At 59.3% G+C, this 25,728-nt stretch carries 16 protein-coding genes, 2 tRNA genes, 4 rRNA genes and 1 pseudogene; 15 read left to right on the top strand and 8 right to left on the bottom strand.

The genetic code is table 11. The features are described 5' to 3' along the window. Position 1: 1 nt before the first annotated feature. The 3 genes from J5X93_RS00885 to J5X93_RS00895 form a co-directional block, all read right to left on the bottom strand. Positions 2–316, bottom strand: coding sequence for an NAD(P) transhydrogenase subunit alpha part 2 (locus J5X93_RS00885; RefSeq protein WP_023631272.1), 315 nt, complete (start codon positions 314–316; stop codon positions 2–4). Between the two features lie 11 nt (positions 317–327). After that, the gene (locus J5X93_RS00890) at positions 328–1,449 is read right to left on the bottom strand and encodes a Re/Si-specific NAD(P)(+) transhydrogenase subunit alpha (RefSeq protein WP_043207780.1); all 1,122 of its coding nucleotides are present in this window, start codon (positions 1,447–1,449) and stop codon (positions 328–330) included. 419 nt (positions 1,450–1,868) lie between these two features. After that, positions 1,869–2,786, bottom strand: a complete 918-nt coding sequence (locus J5X93_RS00895) for a LysR family transcriptional regulator (protein ID WP_043207782.1) — start codon at positions 2,784–2,786, stop codon at positions 1,869–1,871. 162 nt (positions 2,787–2,948) lie between these two features. Here J5X93_RS00895 and J5X93_RS00900 point away from each other — a divergent pair, with 162 nt between their 5' ends. From J5X93_RS00900 to rrf (J5X93_RS00935), 8 genes are all read left to right on the top strand, one after another. Continuing rightward, positions 2,949–4,130 (top strand): acyl-CoA dehydrogenase, encoded by a 1,182-nt coding sequence (locus J5X93_RS00900; protein WP_043207786.1) that lies wholly within the window; start codon positions 2,949–2,951, stop codon positions 4,128–4,130. Between the two features lie 14 nt (positions 4,131–4,144). Further along, on the top strand, positions 4,145–5,365 hold the full coding sequence (locus J5X93_RS00905; RefSeq protein ID WP_090344062.1) for a CaiB/BaiF CoA transferase family protein: 1,221 nt from the start codon (positions 4,145–4,147) through the stop codon (positions 5,363–5,365). Between the two features lie 575 nt (positions 5,366–5,940). Beyond that, positions 5,941–7,477, top strand: a 16S ribosomal RNA gene (locus J5X93_RS00910). An 85-nt stretch (positions 7,478–7,562) separates the two neighbouring features. After that, positions 7,563–7,639: transfer RNA gene (locus J5X93_RS00915), tRNA-Ile, on the top strand. Between the two features lie 22 nt (positions 7,640–7,661). Then, a tRNA-Ala gene (locus J5X93_RS00920) sits at positions 7,662–7,737 on the top strand. Positions 7,738–7,971: 234 nt separating this feature from the next. Next, a 23S ribosomal RNA gene (locus tag J5X93_RS00925) occupies positions 7,972–10,862 on the top strand. Positions 10,863–10,989: 127 nt separating this feature from the next. Beyond that, positions 10,990–11,105: ribosomal RNA gene (rrf, locus tag J5X93_RS00930) — 5S ribosomal RNA — on the top strand. 109 nt (positions 11,106–11,214) lie between these two features. After that, positions 11,215–11,330: ribosomal RNA gene (rrf, locus tag J5X93_RS00935) — 5S ribosomal RNA — on the top strand. The 16S, 23S and 5S rRNA genes sit together here with 2 tRNA genes alongside, the layout of an rRNA operon. Positions 11,331–11,386: 56 nt before the next feature. Here the strand turns inward: rrf (J5X93_RS00935) and J5X93_RS00940 are convergent. From J5X93_RS00940 to J5X93_RS00960, 5 genes are all read right to left on the bottom strand, one after another. Beyond that, positions 11,387–12,568, bottom strand: coding sequence for a PepSY-associated TM helix domain-containing protein (locus J5X93_RS00940; RefSeq protein ID WP_250034279.1), 1,182 nt, complete (start codon positions 12,566–12,568; stop codon positions 11,387–11,389). A gap of 82 nt (positions 12,569–12,650) precedes the next feature. Continuing rightward, entirely contained in the window at positions 12,651–15,137 is a 2,487-nt protein-coding gene (locus J5X93_RS00945) for a TonB-dependent siderophore receptor (protein ID WP_491999311.1), read from the bottom strand. Between the two features lie 103 nt (positions 15,138–15,240). Beyond that, positions 15,241–16,221 carry a FecR domain-containing protein gene (locus tag J5X93_RS00950; protein ID WP_284048327.1) on the bottom strand — a complete coding sequence of 327 codons (981 nt, stop codon included), beginning with the start codon at positions 16,219–16,221 and terminating at the stop codon, positions 15,241–15,243. Then, positions 16,205–16,705 carry a sigma-70 family RNA polymerase sigma factor gene (locus J5X93_RS00955; RefSeq protein WP_043212089.1) on the bottom strand — a complete coding sequence of 167 codons (501 nt, stop codon included), beginning with the start codon at positions 16,703–16,705 and terminating at the stop codon, positions 16,205–16,207. Before J5X93_RS00955 ends, J5X93_RS00950 begins: the two co-directional genes overlap by 17 nt. Before the next feature lie 116 nt (positions 16,706–16,821). Then, the gene (locus J5X93_RS00960; protein ID WP_250034280.1) at positions 16,822–17,514 is read right to left on the bottom strand and encodes a GntR family transcriptional regulator; all 693 of its coding nucleotides are present in this window, start codon (positions 17,512–17,514) and stop codon (positions 16,822–16,824) included. Between the two features lie 542 nt (positions 17,515–18,056). Between J5X93_RS00960 and bcsE the strand changes: the two genes are divergently transcribed. From bcsE to J5X93_RS00995, 7 genes and pseudogenes are all read left to right on the top strand, one after another. Beyond that, a complete protein-coding gene (gene bcsE, locus J5X93_RS00965) occupies positions 18,057–19,547 on the top strand; it encodes a cellulose biosynthesis protein BcsE (RefSeq protein ID WP_043212170.1) in 1,491 nt (496 codons plus the stop codon). Beyond that, positions 19,544–19,717 (top strand): cellulose biosynthesis protein BcsF, encoded by a 174-nt coding sequence (bcsF, locus tag J5X93_RS00970; RefSeq protein ID WP_090343520.1) that lies wholly within the window; start codon positions 19,544–19,546, stop codon positions 19,715–19,717. The genes bcsE and bcsF overlap by 4 nt, the downstream gene beginning before the upstream one ends. Beyond that, positions 19,710–21,320: a cellulose biosynthesis protein BcsG gene (gene bcsG, locus J5X93_RS00975; protein ID WP_182942118.1), complete on the top strand. Its 1,611-nt coding sequence runs from the start codon at positions 19,710–19,712 to the stop codon at positions 21,318–21,320. Before bcsF ends, bcsG begins: the two co-directional genes overlap by 8 nt. Then, on the top strand, positions 21,317–21,535 hold the full coding sequence (gene bcsR, locus J5X93_RS00980; protein WP_090343513.1) for a cellulose biosynthesis protein BcsR: 219 nt from the start codon (positions 21,317–21,319) through the stop codon (positions 21,533–21,535). The genes bcsG and bcsR overlap by 4 nt, the downstream gene beginning before the upstream one ends. After that, positions 21,532–22,239 (top strand): cellulose biosynthesis protein BcsQ, encoded by a 708-nt coding sequence (gene bcsQ, locus J5X93_RS00985; protein WP_090343510.1) that lies wholly within the window; start codon positions 21,532–21,534, stop codon positions 22,237–22,239. The genes bcsR and bcsQ overlap by 4 nt, the downstream gene beginning before the upstream one ends. Then, a complete protein-coding gene (gene bcsA / locus J5X93_RS00990) occupies positions 22,236–24,848 on the top strand; it encodes a UDP-forming cellulose synthase catalytic subunit (protein ID WP_090343507.1) in 2,613 nt (870 codons plus the stop codon). Before bcsQ ends, bcsA begins: the two co-directional genes overlap by 4 nt. Further along, positions 24,845–25,726 (top strand): annotated as a pseudogene (locus J5X93_RS00995) (cellulose biosynthesis cyclic di-GMP-binding regulatory protein BcsB); the annotation flags it as partial. The gene bcsA and the pseudogene J5X93_RS00995, both read left to right, overlap by 4 nt. Positions 25,727–25,728 lie beyond the last annotated feature (2 nt).

Below are 25,728 nucleotides of genomic sequence, written 5' to 3' on the forward strand. Positions count from 1 at the left end.
CTTACTTCTGCCCCTCGTTCTTGGTTTTCTTCTTGAACATCTCCAGCATGCGACGGGTGACCAGGAAGCCACCGAACACATTGACCGCCGCCAGGGCCACGGCCAGGGTACCCATGACCTTGCCTGCCGGGGTCACGGTCAGCGCGGCGGCCAGCATGGCGCCCACGATGACGATCGCGGAGATGGCGTTGGTGACGGCCATCAGCGGGGTGTGCAGCGCCGGGGTGACGTTCCAGACCACGTGGTATCCCACATAGATGGCCAGCACGAAGATGATCAGGTTGTAGATGCCATGGGAAATCAGCATGTCTTCCATTGTCGTGCTCCTTAACCGTTCTTGCGCACGACCTGGCCGTCGCGGCACATAAGGCACGCGGCGACGATGTCGTCTTCGAGGTTGATCACCAGCGCGCCGTCCTTGTCGAACAGCAGCTTCATGAAGTCCAGCAGATTGCGTGCGTACAGCGCCGAGGCATCGGCAGCGACCTGGGCTGGCAGGTTGGTCGGGCCGACGATGGTAACGCCTTCTGCCATTACCACCTGATCCGCTACGGTCAGCGGGCAGTTACCGCCTTGGGCGGCGGCCAGGTCGATGACCACGGCACCGGGCTTCATCTGCGCGACGGTTTCGGCGCTGAGCAGTGTCGGTGCCTTGCGCCCGGGAATCAGCGCGGTGGTGATGACGATATCGGCCTGCTTGGCGCGTTCGTGCACGGCCTGGGCCTGGCGTTGCATCCAGCTGGCTGGCATGGGACGGGCGTAGCCACCGACACCTTCGGCGCATTCGCGCTCCTCATCGGTCTCGTAGGGCACATCGATGAACTTGGCGCCCAAGGACTCAATCTGCTCCTTCACGGCCGGGCGTACGTCCGACGCTTCGATCACCGCACCGAGACGCTTGGCTGTGGCAATGGCCTGAAGGCCCGCGACGCCGGCGCCAAGAATCAGCACTCGAGCCGCCTTTACCGTACCGGCAGCAGTCATCAGCATCGGCATGAAGCGCGGATAGTAATGGGCCGCCAGCAACACGGCTTTGTACCCGGCAATGTTGGCCTGGGATGACAACACGTCGAGGCTCTGGGCACGGGAAGTGCGTGGCGCAGCCTCGAGGGCGAAGGCGGTGATACCGCGTTCGGCCATCTTGGCGATCATGTCGTTGTTGAACGGGTTGAGCATGCCCACCAGCAGCGTGCCGCTGTTGATCTGCGCAAGCTCCTGATCACTGGGTGCGACGACCTTGAGCACCAATTGCGCGCCGAAGGCATCGGCGGCATTGCCCAGGGAAGCGCCTGCGGCCTCATAGGCACTGTCCGGAATGCTGGCATTGAGCCCTGCCCCCCGTTGGACGGTGACCTGATGACCCTGGCCAACCAGCTTCTTGATGGTTTCCGGGGTGGCGGCGACCCGCGTTTCGCCCGTCTGCGTCTCGAGAGGAACACCAATGTGCACGACTTATTCTCCTGCGGTGACCTTTTGTCTTTGTTGAAGCCAGCGCACTTCGGGTGGTGCGTCTGGTGCGGCCGTTCAGCATGAACCCGCCGGTTCCGGGGCGGGTCGAGCATTTTGCAGACGAACCGAAGGGGCTTCAACCGGTTCTGAAGCGATACGAAGCCAAAACTACAAGTCACCCTGTGACCGTATGTCGCAACAAGCCGAAAGCGGCCCGTCAAACACAGGGTATTCGGAGATTAAGGTAAAAACTGCAATTTTTTGTAGGCGTTTCGCGGATGCGTTCGTGGATGTCGCAAATAAGCTCTGAAAGCCGCGTGGTTGCACGGTTTGAAGGCATTTTTAATGCAACCTGAACAGTTTTCTAATTGGCGACAAATCCTTATATCTGTAGGTGTTTAAAATAATTAACTACAGGGTCAGGTTTTCGTGGCGTCACGATGGGTCGCGGTGTAGTGGTCGGCCTGTTGCACCAGCCAATCGCGGAAAGCGCGCAGCGATGCCGATTCCACCTTGCGGTCTGGAATCATCAGGTAATAGGCCTTGGCACTGGCCAGAGCGTGGCGGTTCGCGATGACCAGCCTGCCCTCCTCCAGCTCACGCTGGATCAGGAACGGCGGAATCAGGGCGATGCCCATCTCGTGCATGGCGGCTTGGGCGAGCATTGAGAATAGCTCATAGCGCGGGCCTGTCATGTCGCGCTCAACATTCATGTCCAGATGCCCAAACCATTGCCGCCAGGCGTAGGGTCGGGTGGTCTGTTGCAGCAGTGGTAACTCGGCGATGCGTCGCGGCTCCAGGCTGCCCTGCCCCTCCAGTAGCGCCGGGCTGCACACCGGCACGGGGTTTTCGCCCATCAGTCGATGGGATTGGGTGCCGGACCAGTCCCCGTCTCCGAAATAAATGGCCGCATCGAAGGCGGTATCGGCGAACAGGAACGGTCGCGTGCGATTGGTGAGGTTCACCGTGACGTCCGGGTGACGCTCCTGAAAGTCCTTCAGGCGCGGCAGCAGCCATTGCGTGCCGAAAGTCGGCACCACGGCCAGCTCGATCACGTTCGCACCCTGCTGACGCATTACCGACAAGGTATCGCGCTCGACCGCATCGAGCTGCGCTGCGACCTGGCGACTGTAAGACAAGCCTGCCTCGGTCAACTTCACCCCGCGGCGAGAGCGGCGGAACAGTTCCACATTCAGGAAAGCCTCCAAGCCACCGATTTGCCGACAAACGGCACCCTGGGTGAGGGCCAATTCCTGGGCGGCCTTGGTGAAGCTCTCGTGGCGTGCCGCCGCCTCGAAGCAGACCAATGCCGTGGTGCTGGGAATCTTGCGGCGCATGTACGTCAACCTCACTTGTCAGCCGTTGAATCTAGGATTTTTCAGTTCTTCGAAGTGAGAAAATATCACTAAACGGTGCGCAATCCTCGTTTGTCCAGACGGCTGATCGGGCCTAGGATCAAGGCACAAGAAACTCAGCTTCCAATTTCGAGGTATTCGCTCATGGCCGGTAAAGCAAGCTTCAACTGGATCGACCCGCTGCTGCTGGACCAGCAGCTCACTGAAGAAGAGCGCATGGTCCGTGACAGCGCGTATCAGTTCGCCCAGGACAAGCTGGCGCCCCGTGTGCTGGAGGCCTTCCGCCACGAGCAGACCGATCCTGCGATCTTCCGCGAGATGGGCGAAGTCGGCCTGCTCGGCGCCACTATCCCGGTCGAATACGGCGGCAGCGGCTTGAACTACGTGTGCTATGGCCTGATTGCCCGTGAGGTGGAGCGCATCGACTCTGGCTATCGCTCGATGATGAGTGTTCAGTCGTCGCTGGTGATGGTGCCGATCAACGAGTTCGGCAGTGAGGCACAGAAACAAAAGTACCTGCCCAAGCTCGCCGCCGGTGAGTGGATCGGCTGCTTCGGCCTGACCGAGCCGAACCACGGCTCCGATCCGGGCTCGATGATCACCCGCGCGCGCAAGGTCGATGGCGGCTACCGTCTCACCGGCAGCAAGATGTGGATCACCAACAGCCCGATCGCCGATGTCTTCGTGGTATGGGCCAAGGACGATGCCGGCGACATCCGCGGCTTCATTCTTGAAAAGGGCTGGGAAGGCCTGAGCGCGCCGGCAATTCACGGCAAAGTCGGCCTGCGGGCCTCGATCACCGGCGAGATCGTCATGGACAACGTGTTCGTGCCGGAAGAGAACATGTTCCCTGAAGTGCGCGGTCTGAAAGGCCCGTTCACCTGTCTGAATTCCGCCCGCTATGGCATCTCCTGGGGCGCCCTGGGGGCAGCCGAGGCCTGCTGGCACACCGCTCGCCAATACACGCTGGACCGCAAGCAGTTTGGCCGTCCGTTGGCTGCCAACCAGCTGATCCAGAAGAAGCTGGCCGACATGCAGACCGAGATCACTCTGGCGCTGCAGGGCTGCCTGCGCTTGGGGCGGATGAAGGACGAGGGTACCGCAGCGGTGGAGATCACCTCCATCATGAAGCGCAACTCGTGCGGCAAGGCCTTGGACATCGCCCGTATGGCGCGTGACATGCTCGGTGGCAACGGTATTTCCGACGAGTTCGGTGTGGCCCGCCATCTGGTCAACCTCGAGGTGGTCAACACCTATGAAGGTACCCACGATGTGCACGCGCTGATCCTGGGTCGTGCCCAGACTGGAATCCAGGCGTTCTATTGATAAAGGAGCTGGCCATGGGTGCGCTATCACATCTGCGGGTGCTGGATCTTTCGCGCGTGCTGGCGGGCCCTTGGTCCGGTCAGATCCTTGCCGACCTTGGGGCTGATGTGATCAAGGTCGAGCGCCCAGGCACAGGGGACGATACCCGTTCCTGGGGGCCGCCCTTCCTAAAGGACGCCCAGGGTGAGAACACCAGCGAAGCGGCCTATTACCTGTCGGCCAACCGAAACAAGCGGTCGGTTACCATTGACTTCACCCAGCCTGAAGGCCAACGCCTGGTGCGTGAGCTGGCGGCGAAGTCCGACATCGTCATCGAGAACTTCAAGGTGGGCGGCTTGGCGGCCTATGGGCTGGACTATGCGAGCCTGAAGGCGGTCAATCCCAAGCTCATCTATTGCTCGATCACCGGTTTCGGTCAGACTGGTCCTTATGCCAAGCGCGCCGGATATGACTTCATGATCCAAGGGTTGGGCGGGCTGATGAGCCTGACCGGCCGCCCGGAAGGTGAAGAAGGCGCGGGACCGATCAAGGTGGGGGTCGCCTTGACCGACATCCTGACGGGGTTGTATTCGACAGTGGCGATCCTGGCTGCCCTCGCCTATCGCGATCAGACCGGCGTCGGTCAGCACGTGGACATGGCGTTGCTGGATGTTCAAGTGGCCTGCCTGGCCAACCAGGCGATGAACTACCTGACTACGGGCACCCCGCCACGGCGGTTGGGCAATGCACACCCTAATATCGTGCCTTACCAGGATTTCCCGACGGCGGATGGCAACTTCATTCTCACCGTGGGCAACGATGGGCAGTTCCGTAAGTTTGCCGAAGTGGCTGGCCAGCCACAGTGGGCAGACGACCCGAGGTTTGCCACCAACAAACAGCGTGTGGCCCATCGTGCCGAGCTGATTCCGTTGATTCGCCAGGCCACGGTGTTCAAGACCACGGCTGAATGGGTCAGTGAGTTGGAAAAGGCAGGCGTGCCTTGCGGACCGATCAACGACCTGGCGCAGATGTTCCAGGATCCCCAGGTGCTGGCGCGTGGTTTGGCGCTCGATATTGCTCACCCGCTAGCGGGTAGCGTACCGCAGGTGGCCAGTCCCATTCGGTTGTCCGAGACGCCGGTCGAGTATCGTCAGGCGCCGCCATTGCTCGGTGAGCATACTAACGCTGTGTTGGAGGAGGTGTTGGGTATGGATATCGAAGCGGTGCTGCGTTTGAGAAGCGCCGGAGTGATATGAAGTTCTCCCTACCCTCTCTATATATAGAGAAGCGGGGAGGCCGTCAGGCCTCCCCGCTTTGCTTTTCAGCCGGATTAAGGTTTTTTGAAAATAAGTGTTGACGGGGTTTCGAATCCCCTTATAATGCGCCCCACTTCCGACGCAGTCGAAACGCAAAACTCCTTGATAATCAACGAGTTGAACGCTTCAGGTAGTATCGGAAGGGCTTCGGTCTTCTGATCGGCAGCGGTGAAAAAGGCAGTTGACAGCAGGTTTTAACGCTGTATGATTCGCCTCCCGCTACGAGAGATCGCAGCGAGTTAAGCGGTTGAAGTTGAACGGGTTTCTCGGAAAAAACTTCAAAATAAACGCTTGACAGACTTAGAGGAAGGCGTAGAATGCGCGGCCTCGGTTGAGCAAAGCGCTTAACCAAATCGCTCTTTAACAATCGAATCAAGCAATTCGTGTGGGTGCTTGTGAGTACGGACTGATCGTCGCCAAGATTATCAGCATCACAAGTGGCCATGCGAGAAATCACATAGTCATTTGAGATTGCTGAGCCAAGTTTAGGGTTTCTTAAAAACCCAAGCAGTATTGAACTGAAGAGTTTGATCATGGCTCAGATTGAACGCTGGCGGCAGGCCTAACACATGCAAGTCGAGCGGATGACGGGAGCTTGCTCCTTGATTCAGCGGCGGACGGGTGAGTAATGCCTAGGAATCTGCCTGGTAGTGGGGGACAACGTTCCGAAAGGAGCGCTAATACCGCATACGTCCTACGGGAGAAAGTGGGGGATCTTCGGACCTCACGCTATCAGATGAGCCTAGGTCGGATTAGCTAGTTGGTGAGGTAAAGGCTCACCAAGGCGACGATCCGTAACTGGTCTGAGAGGATGATCAGTCACACTGGAACTGAGACACGGTCCAGACTCCTACGGGAGGCAGCAGTGGGGAATATTGGACAATGGGCGAAAGCCTGATCCAGCCATGCCGCGTGTGTGAAGAAGGTCTTCGGATTGTAAAGCACTTTAAGTTGGGAGGAAGGGCAGTAAGTTAATACCTTGCTGTTTTGACGTTACCGACAGAATAAGCACCGGCTAACTCTGTGCCAGCAGCCGCGGTAATACAGAGGGTGCAAGCGTTAATCGGAATTACTGGGCGTAAAGCGCGCGTAGGTGGTTCGTTAAGTTGGATGTGAAAGCCCCGGGCTCAACCTGGGAACTGCATCCAAAACTGGCGAGCTAGAGTATGGTAGAGGGTGGTGGAATTTCCTGTGTAGCGGTGAAATGCGTAGATATAGGAAGGAACACCAGTGGCGAAGGCGACCACCTGGACTGATACTGACACTGAGGTGCGAAAGCGTGGGGAGCAAACAGGATTAGATACCCTGGTAGTCCACGCCGTAAACGATGTCAACTAGCCGTTGGAATCCTTGAGATTTTAGTGGCGCAGCTAACGCATTAAGTTGACCGCCTGGGGAGTACGGCCGCAAGGTTAAAACTCAAATGAATTGACGGGGGCCCGCACAAGCGGTGGAGCATGTGGTTTAATTCGAAGCAACGCGAAGAACCTTACCAGGCCTTGACATGCAGAGAACTTTCCAGAGATGGATTGGTGCCTTCGGGAACTCTGACACAGGTGCTGCATGGCTGTCGTCAGCTCGTGTCGTGAGATGTTGGGTTAAGTCCCGTAACGAGCGCAACCCTTGTCCTTAGTTACCAGCACGTTATGGTGGGCACTCTAAGGAGACTGCCGGTGACAAACCGGAGGAAGGTGGGGATGACGTCAAGTCATCATGGCCCTTACGGCCTGGGCTACACACGTGCTACAATGGTCGGTACAGAGGGTTGCCAAGCCGCGAGGTGGAGCTAATCTCACAAAACCGATCGTAGTCCGGATCGCAGTCTGCAACTCGACTGCGTGAAGTCGGAATCGCTAGTAATCGCGAATCAGAATGTCGCGGTGAATACGTTCCCGGGCCTTGTACACACCGCCCGTCACACCATGGGAGTGGGTTGCACCAGAAGTAGCTAGTCTAACCTTCGGGGGGACGGTTACCACGGTGTGATTCATGACTGGGGTGAAGTCGTAACAAGGTAGCCGTAGGGGAACCTGCGGCTGGATCACCTCCTTAATCGAAGACATCAGCCTGCTGATGAGCTCCCACACGAATTGCTTGATTCTTTGAAGAAGACGATGCTGTAACGCGACCCTGTTATAGGTCTGTAGCTCAGTTGGTTAGAGCGCACCCCTGATAAGGGTGAGGTCGGCAGTTCAAATCTGCCCAGACCTACCATTAGCTTGGTGCAGATGACTACGGGGCCATAGCTCAGCTGGGAGAGCGCCTGCCTTGCACGCAGGAGGTCAGCGGTTCGATCCCGCTTGGCTCCACCACTTGCCGTTACCTGCAGAACTTAGAAATGAGCATTCCAACGTGAATGTTGATTTCTGACTTTTGTCAGATCGTTCTTTAAAAATTCGGATATGTGATAGATAGACTGATGACCACTTTCACTGGTGGGCCATCAGGCTAAGGTAAAATTTGTGAGTTCTGCTCTTTATTGAGCAACATGCGAATTTTCGGCGAATGTCGTCTTCACAGTATAACCAGATTGCTTGGGGTTATATGGTCAAGTGAAGAAGCGCATACGGTGGATGCCTTGGCAGTCAGAGGCGATGAAAGACGTGGTAGCCTGCGATAAGCTTTGGGGAGTCGGCAAACAGACTGTGATCCAGAGATCTCTGAATGGGGGAACCCACCTAGGATAACCTAGGTATCTTGTACTGAATCCATAGGTGCAAGAGGCGAACCAGGGGAACTGAAACATCTAAGTACCCTGAGGAAAAGAAATCAACCGAGATTCCCTTAGTAGTGGCGAGCGAACGGGGACCAGCCCTTAAGTTGATTTGAGATTAGTGGAACGCTCTGGAAAGTGCGGCCATAGTGGGTGATAGCCCCGTACACGAAAGTCTCTTATCAATGAAATCGAGTAGGACGGAGCACGAGAAACTTTGTCTGAACATGGGGGGACCATCCTCCAAGGCTAAATACTACTGACTGACCGATAGTGAACCAGTACCGTGAGGGAAAGGCGAAAAGAACCCCGGAGAGGGGAGTGAAATAGAACCTGAAACCGTATGCGTACAAGCAGTGGGAGCCTACTTTGTTAGGTGACTGCGTACCTTTTGTATAATGGGTCAGCGACTTATATTCAGTGGCGAGCTTAACCGAATAGGGGAGGCGTAGCGAAAGCGAGTCTTAATAGGGCGTTTAGTCGCTGGGTATAGACCCGAAACCGGGCGATCTATCCATGGGCAGGTTGAAGGTTAGGTAACACTGACTGGAGGACCGAACCGACTACCGTTGAAAAGTTAGCGGATGACCTGTGGATCGGAGTGAAAGGCTAATCAAGCTCGGAGATAGCTGGTTCTCCTCGAAAGCTATTTAGGTAGCGCCTCATGTATCACTCCAGGGGGTAGAGCACTGTTTCGGCTAGGGGGTCATCCCGACTTACCAAACCGATGCAAACTCCGAATACCTGGAAGTGCCGAGCATGGGAGACACACGGCGGGTGCTAACGTCCGTCGTGAAAAGGGAAACAACCCAGACCGTCAGCTAAGGTCCCAAAGTCATGGTTAAGTGGGAAACGATGTGGGAAGGCTTAGACAGCTAGGAGGTTGGCTTAGAAGCAGCCATCCTTTAAAGAAAGCGTAATAGCTCACTAGTCGAGTCGGCCTGCGCGGAAGATGTAACGGGGCTCAAACCATGCACCGAAGCTACGGGTATCACTTAGGTGATGCGGTAGAGGAGCGTTCTGTAAGCCTGTGAAGGTGAGTTGAGAAGCTTGCTGGAGGTATCAGAAGTGCGAATGCTGACATGAGTAACGACAATGCGAGTGAAAAACTCGCACGCCGAAAGACCAAGGTTTCCTGCGCAACGTTAATCGACGCAGGGTTAGTCGGTCCCTAAGGCGAGGCTGAAAAGCGTAGTCGATGGAAAACAGGTTAATATTCCTGTACTTCCAGTTATTGCGATGGAGGGACGGAGAAGGCTAGGCCAGCTTGGCGTTGGTTGTCCAAGTTTAAGGTGGTAGGCTGAAATCTTAGGCAAATCCGGGATTTCAAGGCCGAGAGCTGATGACGAGTTGCCTTTAGGCGACGAAGTGGTTGATGCCATGCTTCCAAGAAAAGCTCCTAAGCTTCAGATAACTGGGAACCGTACCCCAAACCGACACAGGTGGTCGGGTAGAGAATACCAAGGCGCTTGAGAGAACTCGGGTGAAGGAACTAGGCAAAATGGCACCGTAACTTCGGGAGAAGGTGCGCCGGCGAGGGTGAAGGACTTGCTCCGTAAGCCCATGCCGGTCGAAGATACCAGGCCGCTGCGACTGTTTATTAAAAACACAGCACTCTGCAAACACGAAAGTGGACGTATAGGGTGTGACGCCTGCCCGGTGCCGGAAGGTTAATTGATGGGGTTAGCGCAAGCGAAGCTCTTGATCGAAGCCCCGGTAAACGGCGGCCGTAACTATAACGGTCCTAAGGTAGCGAAATTCCTTGTCGGGTAAGTTCCGACCTGCACGAATGGCGTAACGATGGCGGCGCTGTCTCCACCCGAGACTCAGTGAAATTGAAATCGCTGTGAAGATGCAGTGTATCCGCGGCTAGACGGAAAGACCCCGTGAACCTTTACTATAGCTTTGCACTGGACTTTGAGCTTGCTTGTGTAGGATAGGTGGGAGGCTTTGAAGTGGGGACGCCAGTTCTCATGGAGCCATCCTTGAAATACCACCCTGGCAACCTTGAGGTTCTAACTCAGGTCCGTGATCCGGATCGAGGACAGTGTATGGTGGGTAGTTTGACTGGGGCGGTCTCCTCCCAAAGAGTAACGGAGGAGTACGAAGGTGCGCTCAGACCGGTCGGAAATCGGTCGCAGAGTATAAAGGCAAAAGCGCGCTTGACTGCGAGACCCACACGTCGAGCAGGTACGAAAGTAGGTCTTAGTGATCCGGTGGTTCTGTATGGAAGGGCCATCGCTCAACGGATAAAAGGTACTCCGGGGATAACAGGCTGATACCGCCCAAGAGTTCATATCGACGGCGGTGTTTGGCACCTCGATGTCGGCTCATCACATCCTGGGGCTGAAGCCGGTCCCAAGGGTATGGCTGTTCGCCATTTAAAGTGGTACGCGAGCTGGGTTTAGAACGTCGTGAGACAGTTCGGTCCCTATCTGCCGTGGACGTTTGAGATTTGAGAGGGGCTGCTCCTAGTACGAGAGGACCGGAGTGGACGAACCTCTGGTGTTCCGGTTGTCACGCCAGTGGCATTGCCGGGTAGCTATGTTCGGAAGAGATAACCGCTGAAAGCATCTAAGCGGGAAACTTGCCTCAAGATGAGATCTCACTGGGATCTTGAATCCCCTAAAGGGCCGTCGAAGACTACGACGTTGATAGGTCGGGTGTGTAAGCGCTGTGAGGCGTTGAGCTAACCGATACTAATTGCCCGTGAGGCTTGACCATATAACACCCAAGCAATTTGCTTCTGCAGATTGCGGTGGTGAAGACGAAAGAACCGAAAGTTCGCAACCACAACGATCACATATCCGAATTGGCTGGAGTGTCATAAGACAGTCTGGCAACAGAATTTCTTGACGACCATAGAGCATTGGAACCACCTGATCCCATCCCGAACTCAGTAGTGAAACGATGCATCGCCGATGGTAGTGTGGGGCTTCCCCATGTGAGAGTAGGTCATCGTCAAGATTCATTTCGCAAAACCCCTATCTGCGTGAGCAGGTAGGGGTTTTGTCTTTAAGTAGAGAGACCAGAAATTCGCAGGCACGTCCGAGGGACGGGCCAGCACACAGAATTTCTTGACGACCATAGAGCGTTGGAACCACCTGATCCCATCCCGAACTCAGAAGTGAAACGACGCATCGCCGATGGTAGTGTGGGGCTTCCCCATGTGAGAGTAGGTCATCGTCAAGATTCAAACCCAAAGCCCCTGTTCGCGATGCGAACAGGGGCTTTGTCTTTTCCGGCTGTCACACTGCTGTTCTGCGCACCTTACCGCTACGTCGTGCCTGTAGCTTGCGCCACCAGATGTACACCCCTGTGATCGATAACACTGCGATCACCACCCCTAAAATCGCAATCAGCACCTGCCCCGCGACTCCGATGATGCGCCCCCCATGAATGGGAAGCTGCAAACGATAGAACTGCTCACCCAGCGTGCCTTCTCCGGCAATTTCCTGCCCTATTAGCTGGCCATCGGTGCCGTGAAAGAACAGCCAGGACTTACCATGGGTTTGTGTATCGTGCTGGCCAAACCCCGCGCCATAAAAGTTGTACTCGAAGCTGTAATAGAGCTCACCGATCGGTGCGCTCAGTCCAAGCCTTGCGCCTTCCTCCTGCGCGCGTTGATACGCCTGTTGGTAGGTAAGCTGTGTCACACCCAGGGCTTCCATGGGCATGACGCCCCGGGCTTCGTAGACACTCGGCTCAACGGGTGAAAACAACGAAATGGCGGGTTTGAAGACCTGGGCCGGCAGGTTCATCGCCACACTGCTGATGGCAATGGGCAACAGTAGTAGCCACAGCCATAAGCCGCTGGCTCTGTGGATATCCATGTTCAGTCGATACGCGTGCCCGCCCTTGATCTTCCAGGCGGTGCTCCATTTGCGGCAGAACGGCCGGCCGCGGGGCAGGGTGAGTAATACAGCGATGAGGCAATCCACGACCCAGAGGATCGCCACCACACCCATCAGCACAATCCCCCAATTGCCCGGCAGAGTCAGGCTGTAATGTAGCTCCAGCATGAACGGCATGAAGTTCTCGCGTGAGAAGCAGCATTCGCCCCAGTAGCGCTGGCCCAAAGTCTCACCGCTGACCGGATCGAGATAGAACACGGTGTTCTTCTCGTCATAGGGCTTGCCGGACTGTGGATCGTTGCGTGGAACCATCGCCAGCAGCGCGGAGTGCCCCGCCTCCTGTGGATATTCCATGTACCAGACTTGCAGCCGCGGATACTGGGTCTGCAACTTGTCCACAAGCGTGCCGGGTTGTTGCAGCGCCCCGGTGGCCGAAGCTTCGTAGAAACCTGGGTTGAGCCATTCGTCGAGTTCGTGATGGAAGGCCAGCACGCTGCCAGTCAGGCCGGCGACGGCCAGAAACGCTGCCGTGGCCAGGCCAAGGTAGCGGTGCAACAGGACATAGAGTTGACGCATTTACAGGCCTCCAGGAAAGCGCCGGAAACGAAAAAGCCAGCACCTGGGTCAGGAGCTGGCTTCGAGCATGGAAAGGAACGAGTCAGAACTGATAGCTGACCGTGGCACTGACATTGCGTTCTTCGCCCATGTAGCAGTAGTTCAGGCTCGCACAAGACGCGACGTAGGATTCGTTGGTCAGGTTATTGGCGTTGAGTCGCACATCCATTCCCTTGAGCCCGACCTTGCCCAGGTCATAACCGACCGAGGCGTCGAACAAGGTATAGGAGGGAACCTTCATGCTGTTTTCCGCATCGACCCAGCTATAACCCACATAACGCACGCCGCCACCCAGGCGCAGGCCATCAAGCGGGCCTTGGAGGAAGTTGTAGTCGGCCCACAGCGAATACATCTGTTCCGGCGCCTGGGTCGGCGAACGGCCTTTATTGTCCAGGCCTGGGGTCACCAAGCTCGGCATCGATTTGGTGTATTCGATGTCGGTGTAGGTATAACCCCCGATCAGCTTGAAACTGTCGGTCACCTGCACATGAGCTTCCAGCTCCAGGCCCTGGGAGCGAACCTCGCCCACCGCACGATAGAACTCTTCGTTCGGTTGCTTGGAGGCCAGGTTCTCTTGCTCGATGCGGAACACCGAGGCCGTGAACAAGTTGTCCGTGCCGGGCGGTTGGTACTTGATACCGGTCTCCCACTGCGTGCCTTCGGTCGGCGCGAGCGGACGGCCGTTCTGGTCGGATACGGTGTTGGGGTTGAACGACTCGGAGTAGCTCACGTAAGGCGCAACGCCGTTTTCGAACAGGTACAGCACACCCGCACGGGTGGTGAACTTGGAACGGTCGTCGTTGACCTTGGTATCGGTGTCGCGGTTCTCCTCCGATACCTTGACCCAGTCCTGACGCAGGCCCAGGGAGAAGCGCCATTGGTCCAGTTCGACCAGATCCTGTAGGTACACGCCGGTTTGCTGCAGACGCCGCAGGTAGTTGTTTTCGCCGAGGACCTGAAGGTTGCCGTTGCCATAGTGCGGGTTATCGGCATCCAACGGATCGACAGTGCCGTAGCGCCAGGTCACATCGGCCTTGCGCCGCTGATAGTCGGCGCCGAGCAAAACGGTGTGTTTAGCAGCGCCTGTGAAGAATTCCGCCTGGAGCATGTTATCGACGATAAACGAATGCAGGCGTTCGTCGCCGCCGGTATAGGCGCGGTTGAGGATGTTGCTGGTGGCATCCGCCCAGCCAGCCGAATAGACCTGGTCCATCGACACATCCGAATCTTGATAGCGGAAGTTCTGACGTGCGGTGAAGACATCATTGAAGCGATGTTCGAATTGGTAGCTGAACGACTGCTGGGTGCGCTCGTAATCGTCGATGTCCGGTTCGCCCTCGAAGAAGTGGTCGGACAAACGCAGGCCGTTGCGAGGGTGCAGCATGCCATCGGCCGGGTTGCCGCCGTGATAACCGCCATTGGGGTCGTGCTGCAGGTAGGCCTGCAAGGTCAGTGATGTGTCTTCGCTAAAGTCGATGCTGACCGCAGGTGCGATTGCGTAGCGTTCTTCCTTGTTGTGATCGAATTGAGTGTCCGAAGCGTCCGCAAGACCAGTCAGGCGATAGGCGATGCGTTTGTCGTCATCCAGCGGGCCGCTGAAGTCGAAACCCATGCCACGTTGGCCCTGGGTGCCAACTGTGGCCTGGATCTGATGATAAGGATCGAACAGTGGCTTCTTGGTGGTCAGTGCCACCAGCCCGCCTGGCGAGCTGCGGCCATACAGCACGGAGGAGGGCCCTTTGAGGATGTCGATGCGCTCGAGGAAGTACGGATCCACCTGCATGGTGCTGTAGGTGCCGTTATCGCCCATGGATTTCAGGCCGTCTACGTAGATGTTATCCACAGACCCGTCGTTGAAGCCGCGCATGGCTACGTAGTCGTAGCGATGGGTCGCGCCGTAGGGGTTGGTCAAGACGCCAGGGGTGTAACGCATGGCCTGGGCGACGGTCTGGGAGCCCTGGTCGTCCATCTGCTGGCGAGTGACCACCGAGACCGACTGGGTGGTTTCCAGGATCGGCATGCTGGTCTTGGTGGCCACTTGGCTATGAGTGGCGTTGTAGCCTTCCATGCTGCCCAAGGCATTGCCCAGGGTGAAGCTGCGGATGTCGGTGCTTGGCAACGACAGCGCAGCATCCTCAGGCTGCGCGCGCAGCACATAGCTGCTTGCGTCCTGGCTGACGGCTTCCAGCCCAGTGCCATTGAGTAACTGGCGCAGGGCCTGGTCGATGGCGTACTGGCCCCGTAAGCCAGGCGATTGCAGCTTACCTGTCATCTGCGGGGTGCTCGACAAGGTAATGCCCGCCTGGCGGGCGAACTGGTTGAGCACGTCATCCAGATTTCCGGCGGGGATCGAGTACGGCTGGCTCATACCCACCGGATCGGCGGCCAGGACATGTGGAGCAACGCCCAAGAAACCGAGGGTCGTGCCGAGCAGGGCTGCGCGTATGGCTCGGCCGAGAAAAACGCAATTCAAGACAGGTCGAAAATCATTCTTATCGACGGTGCTTAGTTGAGGCAAGGCATCTGGCATGGAAAAGGTCCGTGGGTTCGGTAAGGGCTGAAGGAGTCGCTTACTGTCCTAGCCGGACTTGTGAGAAAAACCCGCCAGAAAAACCTGCAGGAAAATGAAAAAATCAGGCCAGCCGTTCCAGGCGGACCCACCAGCGGGTGCGTTGACGAACGAATACCGGTAGCGTCTGCGGCAACAATTGCAGCAGTTTGTCGGTGTCCTCCAGGCGGAACACGCCAGACAGCCGTAGGTCGGCGATGTCCTCAGTGCATCCCAGGTAGCCATGGCGATAGCGGCTCACCTCCCCCAGGAAGTCGGCCAGACGCATGTCGCGGGTGACAATCAGCCCCTCGGCCCAAGCGCTGGCGTCCATCGGCTGTCGTTCGATCGGTCGCGGCCCGAGGGCATCCACGCGCCAGGACTGGCCAGGGGTGATCCACTGCAACGGCGCGCCATCGGGCCGGTGCAGGGCTACCTTGCCCTGCCTGACGCTGATGCGTGTGCAATCGGCGTCCTGACGCACCACGACCTGGCCACCGAAATCTTCGAGGAGGGCGTCACGAGTCTGGATCAACAAGGGGCGCTGTGCGTCATTGCATGTGAGCATGAGTTCGCCCTGGCGCAGCTGGATGAGCCGCTGGCGTTCGTCGAAAGCCAAATTCACGGCGCTGCGGGTGTTGAGCTGCAGCAATGAGCCGTCCTCAAGCGCAATGCTTCGGCGTTCGCCTGTGCCTGTGGCGTAGTCCGAGGCCCAACTGCTCAGTGCCTGTTGATCCTTGCCCAGCCAGGCAGCCGTACCGACCAGGGCGAGCCCGCCTAACAGCTTGAGTGCCTGGCGTCGGTTCAAGCGGCGTTGGCTGGTTTCGAGGGTCTGAAGGGCGACGTTGACGCCCGCCATGGCACGCAGGTCCAGATCCTGGTGCAGGCTCACGACACGCTGCCAGGCCACTTCATGCGCATGATCGGCGCTGCGCCATTGTTCGCATTGCAGCTGCAGCGCAGGGGTATGGCCACTTTCACGCAGGCGCAGGAGCCACTGGATGGCTTGTTTGACTACCTTGGGCGAAGGCGGGCAGACGCCTATCGGCTCATGGCTCATCGTCATAACGCAGCTGGTAGCAGTGATACAGCGCGTCCGCCACATAACGTTCGACAGAGCGCAGGGAGATACCCATTTGTTCGGCGACTGCCTTGTGGCTCAGTCCTTCGCATTGGGCGAGCAGGAAGGCGCGGCGGACCTTGGGCTTGAGGCCGTCGAGCATGCGCGCAATGCGCTCGAGCAGTTCCAGCATCAGTTCGCGGGTTTCGGCCGAGGGCGCTTCGGCCAGCGGTAGGTTGGCCAGCGCTTCGAGGTAGGCTCGTTCAACCTCTTCGCGTCGCCAGTGATCAATCACCAAGCCACGCGCTACCGTGCGCAGAAAGGCGCGCGGGGCGTTGAGTTCCAGGTGATCGCGTTGCAGCAGACGCACGAAGGTGTCATGGGCGAGGTCTGCGGCATCGGCGGCATTGCCCAGCTTGCTGCGCAACCAATTGTGCAGCCAGCCGTGATGATGGCTGTAGAGCGTATGCACGGAATCTCTGAAAGACATGGAGGCGCGCTGTGCTGTTAGGTATTAATGATAATAAGTCTCATTGTTAGCGGGCTGGAATTATTTTGCAACTGCCTTGAGCGGTGGGCTCGTCGTGCGGGCCCTACCTGCAGGTTTTAGCGTGTTGCCTGGCTGTCCAGATAGTTGCGAATGGTGCGCGATGCGTTGTTCAGGTGCCGCTCCAGTACGCTGACGGCTTCGTCCACCTGCTTTGCGCTGGCGGCATCGACCAACGCAATGTGATCGTCCTGAGTCAGCTTGCCCAGGCCCATCGAGGACAGGTGAAAACGCAGGAAGCGTTCTTCCTCGTTGAGCTCGACCTCGATCATGCGCAGCAGCTTCTGGTTGCGCGCCTTGCTGTAGAGCGTCATATGCAGCAAGCGGTTGAGACGGCCGATGTCGGCATGGCGGGTTTCGTGCTCCAACTGCTGGATATAGCCGCGTGCCAGGGCGATGTCTTCTGGTTCGAGCAGGGGAACCGACTGGCGTAGCGCCTCGGACTCGAGCATGACTCGCAATTCATAAGTATCGACCGCATCCTCGCCGATCAGTGGGGCAACCACGGCGCCCTTGTGCATCAACACTTGCAGCAGGGACTGCGCTTCCAGCTGGCGTAGGGCTTCGCGCACGGGCATGCGGCTGACGCCGAACAATGTGGCGATCTCCTGCTGCCGCAGGGCGGTCCCAGGTGGCAGGCGGCCGTCGACAATGGCGCTGCGCAGACGCTCTTCGATCACGCTGCGTGCCAGATGCGCTGGCACCTGTTCGCCGCCCAGAACAGTTTTCAGAAGTCGGGGTTTTTCGGCCACGTGGACGTCTGCCTTGATAGAAATTGGATCCAATAACACTAGAAAGCAGCGAAGGGGGTGTCAAACCAACGCGATAACAGGCGCTGAGCCGACTGGCATGGCGCGAAGAACGGCTATCGTGAAGGAAGTCCCGTAGTAAGGGAAGCGCTACTTCATGCAGCGATAAATCCGCACCGTCCGAGGATTTTCGAAGCTTTACAAGGCATGATGCGCAAGCGTTTGCGCGGGGCGACTCCAATAGTTTTGTGATGATCGTCACAGGGGCGCAATGAAACTTGTTTCCTGTGAATCGGCGTCTAGGCTGTCTGGAACAGGCGTGCTGGTTTGAGTCTGTGAAGATACCGACCAGCGAATTGACACTATTCTGCGGGAGTGCTGTACAATTGACGCCTGCTAAGCTGTGCTCTTTGATCTGATGTTTTTTTGACGCTTTGCGTTCTGACAAAGTGCACCGATATTTTTGATCTCCGACAAATGGATGTGCGGCATCTATCGGTAAAACGTCGGTCCTGAATTACAGAGTCATAGTTTTGGCGAAAATCATTCCTTCTTTGGCCATTCCCGGCCTGAGTGCCGAGCACTGCCAGTTCCACACCCAAGGACTGTACTGGGTGGCCTGTGACACGGCCGAAGATGCCAGCGCGATTTGCCGCCAGGTCATCGAGGCAATGACAGGCGATGCCAAAGCGACGCTGATCGACAGTGCGCAGGGGGTGCGCGAAATCGTCGATGGGCTTGCTCCGGACCGTGGACCGGGGCAACTCGCCTTGTACCAAGCCCAGCCTCATGCCGCACGCCATCTTGCCCAAGACCTGCCACGCATCGACCCGACTGGTCGCGTGATCGTGGTCCGGGTATCGGCGACGGATTGGGAGGACAGCGATATAGGGAGTTGGTGTCGCGAGATGGCCGACAGCCTTCGTGATGCGGGCAGCGTCCTGTTGATGGTCAGCGAAGGGCAGAGCGTCTGGCTGCTCGAGCAACTGCGTAGGTGCAATCAGGATCTCGATGGGTTGGCCCAGCTCTATCGTGGCCAGGGTGGGGTACGTTACCTGTTGCATTATTGGCGCAACGCGCTGGGTGTCGTTGGCACCGAAGATATCGAACTGACGCGTCACACCGGTGGTTTCGTGCTTGCAGGCCGTCCTCAACCGCTGGCCGAGACCGGCGGCGACGAGCTTCTGTTCCTGGCCCAGCGACAGGTGCTGGAAGGCGCGCCGGCCTTCTCCGAGCACTGGCAATTGTTCGATAGCATCAGCGAACTGGGTGCCAGGGCTGGTGTGGCGGTGTCCGCCACGGTGATCTTCCCCATGGACGGCGGGCAGCGCCTGGACGTTCTCGCGCGGCAACTGCACACCCTGCGCCTGTTGCGGGGCAACGCCCTGAAACTGGTGGTGCGCGAAATGGCACCAACGCTTCGCTATCAGGACGAGCAATTGCTGCTGGCCTGTGGTGCCAGCTTGATCGTGCCTTTCGGCGCCAGCCTTTCACGCTTCCTGACTCAGGTCGACAGCATCCAGGGCTACACCTGGCGCCGTCGGCTGCCGGCTGACTTCGATGCGTTGCTGGCTCGCCTGCGGCCGCTGCCGATATCGGGCCTGGTCTCACCGCGCGCCTTCGCCGATGCCGTGCTGCAGATGTGGCAGGGCATGCGCAACGGGGAAATCGTCCACCAGCTACTGGTGCTGCGTCCCGCCCCTGGTCTGTCCTCCTTGCAAGCGTGTTCACGCAGTATCTTCCGCCGCGACGGGGATATCGCCTGCGTGGTCGACGACATGCTGTACCTGTTCCTCTTCGCTTGCCGCGCCGAAGGCGTCGAGCAAGCGCTGGACCACATTTTCCAATTGTCCTGGCGGGAGCTGTTCATCGGCCGGGAACTGCTTGTCACGCCTGAAAGCCTCGGTGCGCCGGCATTCATGGATGAGACGCAGCCGGTGGCACCGGTTGCCGATGCGGCCAGCGTGCCGATGTCCAAGGTCCGTGCCGTATTGCAGCCAAGGCCCATATCGCTGCCACGACGAGGCAAGGCATGAATTTCGAGCAACTGCTGCAAGTCATCGGCATCAGTGCGCTTGGCACGCTGATCCTGGCGTTCGCTCTGCTGCGCCTGAAAACCTGGGTGCAGAGCTGGTTGAAACACCGTTTGCCGCCACGTCACATGAAAGCTGCGGGCGTGCGTCGACGTGGGGAGAAGCATGAGTAACTCGATGGTCATTGCCCACCCACTGTCCCGTTGGCCGGGCCTGGGCGCCTGGAACCTGTATTTCCTGGCGAAGTTCGTCATGCTCGCCGCGGGGCTGCTGGACTTCCAGCCGTTGCCCAACCTGCTGTTCGCAGCCTTCCTGATGGTGCCACTGCCAGGGCGCTGGTTACGTGTCGTGCGGCAACTGGTGGCTGTGCCGATCGGCGTCGCTTTGTTTTATCAGGACACCTGGCTGCCGCCATTCGAGCGTCTGCTCGCGCAGCCCGGTGTGCTCGATTTCACGCCTGACTACATGCTGGAACTGCTGGGCCGCTTCATCAATTGGTACTTGGTGGGCGCCTTGTTGTTGACGGTGGTGGGCTACTTCTACCTAAGACACTGGTTGCGCCTGAGCACCCTGAGTGTGGTCGGACTGCTGTGGCTGGCCGCAAGCGGATTGCCGTCGATCACGCCGGTCACCTCGCGCCAGGTCGTGACCGACGTTGCTACGCAGGAGGCAGCTGCCGTGGCAGCAGACGATGCCACGCTCAATGCCAAGCTGGATAGCTTCTTCGACCGCGAGCGCCAGCGGGTCACCGCCTTCCCGGTGGTCAAGCCCGATGAGCAACCTTTCGATTTGTTGGTGATCAACGTCTGCTCCCTGGCCTGGGATGACCTCACCGCTGTCGGCCTGCATGAAAACCCACTGTTCTCGCGCCTGGACGTGATCTTCGACCAGTTCAACTCGGCTACCTCGTACAGTGGCCCGGCCGCGATCCGCGTGTTGCGGGCCAGCTGTGGCCAGCCCTCGCATGAAATGCTCTACAAGCCGGCACCCGATCAGTGCCTGTTGTTCGATAACCTCGCCCGGCTGGGCTTCGAGCGTGAGACATTGCTCAACCACAGTGGGCACTTCGATAACTTCCTGGGTGACATCACTACCCAGCACATGCCGCAGCCGAGCCTGTCCAGCACCGACTTCCGCCGCTCGCTGGTCGGTTTCGATGGCTCGCCTATCGCCAGTGATCTGGAGGTGCTGCAAGGCTGGTGGGGGCGCCGCCAGGCGTCGGGAGCAGCGCATGTCTCGCTGTTCTACAACACCATCAGCCTGCATGACGGCAATCGCATAGTGACTGCTGATGGGGGAACCCGTATGGCGGACTACAACACCCGCGCGACGCGTCTGTTCGATGACCTGGGCAAATTCCTGGATGAACTGCAACGCAGCGGTCGCCGAGTCGTCGTGGCGATCGTACCGGAGCACGGCGCGGCGCTGCACGGCGACCGCATGCAGCTGCCCGGCATGCGCGAGATCCCTACGCCATCGATCACCCATGTGCCGGTAGGGCTCAAGTTCATCGGCATGGATCAACCAGGCCGGCGCGAGCCTCTGCATGTCTCGGCGCCCACCAGCTACCTGGCCCTGTCCGAACTGGTATCGCGCGTCTATGCCAACCAGGGAGCCGGCCAGGTCCTGGATTTGCCTGGTGTGCTGAAAGATTTGCCCACCACCGAACATGTCGCTGAAACGTCCGGCGCCCAGGTAATGGATTTCCAAGGCACCAGCTACATGCGTCTGCAAGGCCAGCCGAACTGGCAACCGATCCCGAAGGAGAGCAACTGATGACAAGGAAAGCAGATCCCGCTGATCGCAGTGATGACATCGCCCGGTTGCGTCAGCATCTGGATATGCCCGAACTGAACTACCAGGACATCTCGTTGATGGTGGGGGTGCGCGAGGCGCTGCGGCGCTGGCCCTTGCTGGGAGAAAGCTGTGCGAAGTCCATGAGTGACCTCGCCCATGAGATAGCTCCAGCGCCCAAGGCTACCGCGCGATGACCAGCCTTGCGCTGCATGGGCTGCGTGGCGGCCTGGGGCGTAGCTCCGTGCTCGCCGCGTTGGGGCATGCCCTGCGGGAACTGGGTGAGCGGGTGCTGCTGGTCGACTTATGCTCGAACAACCTGTTGGGCCTGCACTTCAATCTGCCGCTGGTTGGATGCGACGGTTGGGCGAACGCCGAACGGGACGGTCGCCCGTTCGGCGATCAGGTATTCGAAGTGTTCGACGGCTTATGCGTGATGCCCTTCGGCGAGCTTGACGAACCGGCCCTGGCCGAGCTGAGCGGGACATTCAACCCTGGGATCTGGAGTGCCCGCCAGGCGCAGTTGGTCCGGCACTTCGACTGGGTGCTATTCGATTTGCCATCTTCGGGCGCCTTGCGTGAAGTGGAGGTCGATGTACGTGTACTGGTCGCAGAAGCTGAAATGACCAGCCACATTTTGCTGGAGCGCCAGGCGCCGGAGCGCTTCGATCTGCTGCTTATCAACCGTTTCGACGCGGCCAGTCGCTTGCAGAGCGATGTGCTGATGGTCTGGCGCAGGCTTTACCACAACCGCCTTCCTCTGCAGGTGATACATCGCGACGAGGCATTCGTCGAGGCGCTGGCCTGCAAGGCTCCGGTCGGCCACTACGCCCCCCAGAGCCTGGCCTCCCGTGACGTACAGAGCCTAGCTGTGCGCTGCCTGACGAGGCGTCGATCGTGAAACTGTCGCCGGCCAATGCCTACCACTACTACTCCCACCTAGGTGCGGCGCGCCTGACTGCGCTGGTGTTCACCCTGGGCACCTGGCTGGCCTTCCTTCTGCTGCGTCTGGAGTCCCCGGCCTGGCAAGCGCTGCTGGCTGATCGGCGGCGGCTGTTCCCGCAAGTGGCCGGCAAACCGCCGACCTTGGGCGACCCACTGCGCTTGCTGATCCAAGGTGCGTGGTTGTTGATCCGACACGAGCCGCAACCGCGCAAACCGTCCGCGCTGGCCCGCGGCTGCCGCGCCCTGTTTGACGCCGGGGCCGCCCTGCTGCAACGCCTGCGTCGCCTTCGCTTGCACATGGTCGAGAAGTTGCGGCGGGTGCCCAGCCAGGTGCGCACCAGCACTTGGCAGCGTAACGCCGCCCAACAGCTGCGGGGCCTGAGCAAAGGTGCCCGGCGCGCGTTCTACTTTGTGCTCACGGTGTGCGCCCTTGCACTGGCGCTGCTGTGCGTGACCGAGCCATTCGGCTACCTGGCCCAGCTGATGTTCATTCTGCTGCTGTGGGGCATCGCCATGCTGGTGCGCCACATGCCCGGTCGCTTCCCGACCCTGATGTTGATCATCCTCTCGACGATCATTTCCTGCCGTTACCTGTGGTGGCGCTACACCTCCACGCTCAACTGGAACGATACGTTGGACCTGGTGTGCGGGCTGACCCTGCTGATTGCCGAGACCTACTCCTGGTTCGTGCTGATCCTGGGTTATATCCAGACCTGCTGGCCACTGGAGCGCAAGCCGGCGAACCTGCCGGAGCAGCTTACCGAGTGGCCGACCGTGGACCTGATGATCCCCACCTACAACGAGGACCTCTCGGTGGTGCGTACCACTGTGCTCGCGGCGCTGGGCCTGGACTGGCCGCGCGAGCGTCTGCGCATCTACCTGCTCGACGATGGCCGCCGCGATAACTTCCGCGCCTTTGCTGAGGAAATGGGTGTTGGTTACATCATCCGTCCCGACAACAAGCACGCCAAGGCTGGCAACCTGAATCACGCCCTGGGTGTCACCGACGGCGAGCTGATCGCGATCTTCGACTGCGACCATGTGCCGGTGCGCTCCTTCCTGCAGATGACAGTGGGTTGGTTCCTCAAGGACCCACGCCTGGCGCTGGTGCAGACGCCTCACCATTTCTTCTCGCCTGACCCGTTCGAGCGCAACCTGGGCACCTTCCGCAACCGCCCCAACGAAGGCGAGTTGTTCTACGGCCTGATCCAGGACGGCAACGACATGTGGAACGCGGCGTTCTTTTGCGGCTCCTGTGCCGTGTTGCGACGCACCGCCCTGGAAGACATCGGCGGGTTCGCCGTGGAGACCGTGACCGAAGACGCCCATACCGCCTTGCGCCTGCACCGCCATGGCTGGAACTCCGCCTACCTGCGCCTGCCGCAGGCAGCTGGTCTGGCTACCGAGAGCCTGTCGGCGCACATCGGCCAGCGAATTCGTTGGGCGCGCGGGATGGTACAGATCTTCCGCACCGACAACCCCTTGTTCGGTCGTGGCCTGAGCCTGTTCCAGCGGGTGTGCTATGCCAATGCCATGCTGCACTTCCTGGCCGGCCTGCCGCGTCTGGTGTTCCTGACCGCGCCGTTGGCGTTCCTGCTGCTGCATGCCTACATCATCTATGCACCGGCGCTGATGATCCTGCTCTACGTACTGCCGCACATGATCCACGCCAGCCTGACCAACTCGCGCATGCAGGGCAAATACCGGCGCACCTTCTGGGGTGAGGTCTACGAGACCGTGCTGGCGTGGTACATCGCACGGCCCACCACGGTGGCCCTGTTCGCGCCGAAGAAGGGCAAGTTCAACGTCACCGCCAAAGGCGGGTTGATGGAGGAGAGCCAGTTCGACTGGCGCATCGCCCAGCCTTATTTGTTGTTGGCGGTGCTCAATTTCGTCGGGCTCGGCTTCGCGGTCTGGCGCCTGTTCACCGGCCCAACCGAAGAGATCGGCACGGTCATCGTCAGTTCGCTCTGGGTGACCTACAACCTGTTGATCATCGGTGCTGCGACCGCTGTGGCCGCCGAGGTGCGCCAGGTTCGACGTGCGCACCGGGTGCAGATGCACCTGCCGGCTGCGCTGGTTCTTGAGAACGGTCACGCCTATCCGTGCACCCTGGTGGACTATTCGGACAGCGGTATCGGCCTTGAGCTGGGTGACGGCCTGGCACCGAAGACCGGTGGCCGGGTGCGTCTGCTGCTCAGCCGAGGGGAGCGTGAGTTCGCCTTCGATGCACGAATCACCCGCCGGGTTGGGCGCCACCTCGGCCTGACCTTCGATGAACTGGACACACAGCAACGCATCGACCTGGTGCACTGCACCTTCGCCCGTGCCGACGCTTGGCTGGCCTGGCAGGAGGCGCATCAGCACGACCGCCCGCTGCAAAGCCTGGTCGATGTGCTGAAGCTGGGTGGCGTCGGCTACCTGCGACTGCTCGAGTACGTTCCGGTGCGGCTGTTGGGGCCGGTACGACCTCTGGTCGTGCTGGCGCGCTGGCTGGCCACCTTCATGCCGCGCACCCCGCGGCCTCTCCCTTCCACGAATCTTTCAACCCGAGACGCATCATGACTCGTTACCCCGCACGTACCTGGGGCCTGGCGATGGCGCTGCTCGCCTGCGTGTTCCAGGCCACCGCCGACACCACCCCGTCCACCCCCGAGGCCGTTGCCGAGCCGGTGGTACCCAACTGGCCCGTGGCGAGAACGTTCGAGCAGCTCGGGCATCCTGCCGACACCCTGTTGCTCGGTGTGCGCAACAGCGAGCAGATCGAATTCGGCCTGCGGCGCGACCGCCTCGCCACCGAGGCGGTCCTGCAGCTGGACTACACGCCATCGCCGGCGCTGCTGCCGACCCTGTCGCACCTGCGCGTCTACCTCAATGATGAGCTGATGGGCGTGTTGCCGGTGGAAAAGGACCAGCTTGGCCAGCGCGTCCAGCGTCAGCTGCCGCTCGATCCCAAGCTGATCAGTGACTTCAACCGGGTGCGTCTGGAGTTCGTCGGGCACTACGCCGACGTCTGTGAAGACCCCGCGCACAGCGGCCTTTGGCTGAACCTCAATCGCAAGAGCGAGGTTCATCTGCGCGAGCAGGCCCTGGCGATGGAAAACGACCTGGCCTTCTTCCCGTTGCCGTTCTTCGACGCGCGCGATACCGGCAAGGTTGACCTGCCGGTGGTCTTCGCCGCGAGCCCGACGCTGGGGGAGCAACGTGCCGCCACGATTCTCGCGTCCTATTTCGGCAGCCAGGCGGGCTGGCGCAAGGCGACCTTCCCGGTGCTCTTCGACAGCCTGCCGGCGGCAGGCGACAAGCCAAAGCCGGCGATCGTCTTTGCCAGCAACGAGCGTCGTCCGGCATTTCTGGCCGACTACGAGAAGTTCCCGCGGGTGGACGGCCCGGTGGTGCAACTGATCGACCATCCAAGCGATCGTTGGAGCAAACTGGCTCTTCG

The sequence above is a fragment of the Pseudomonas sp. BYT-1 genome (assembly GCF_023611805.1).
Taxonomy (GTDB): Bacteria; Pseudomonadota; Gammaproteobacteria; order Pseudomonadales; family Pseudomonadaceae; genus Aquipseudomonas; species Aquipseudomonas guariconensis.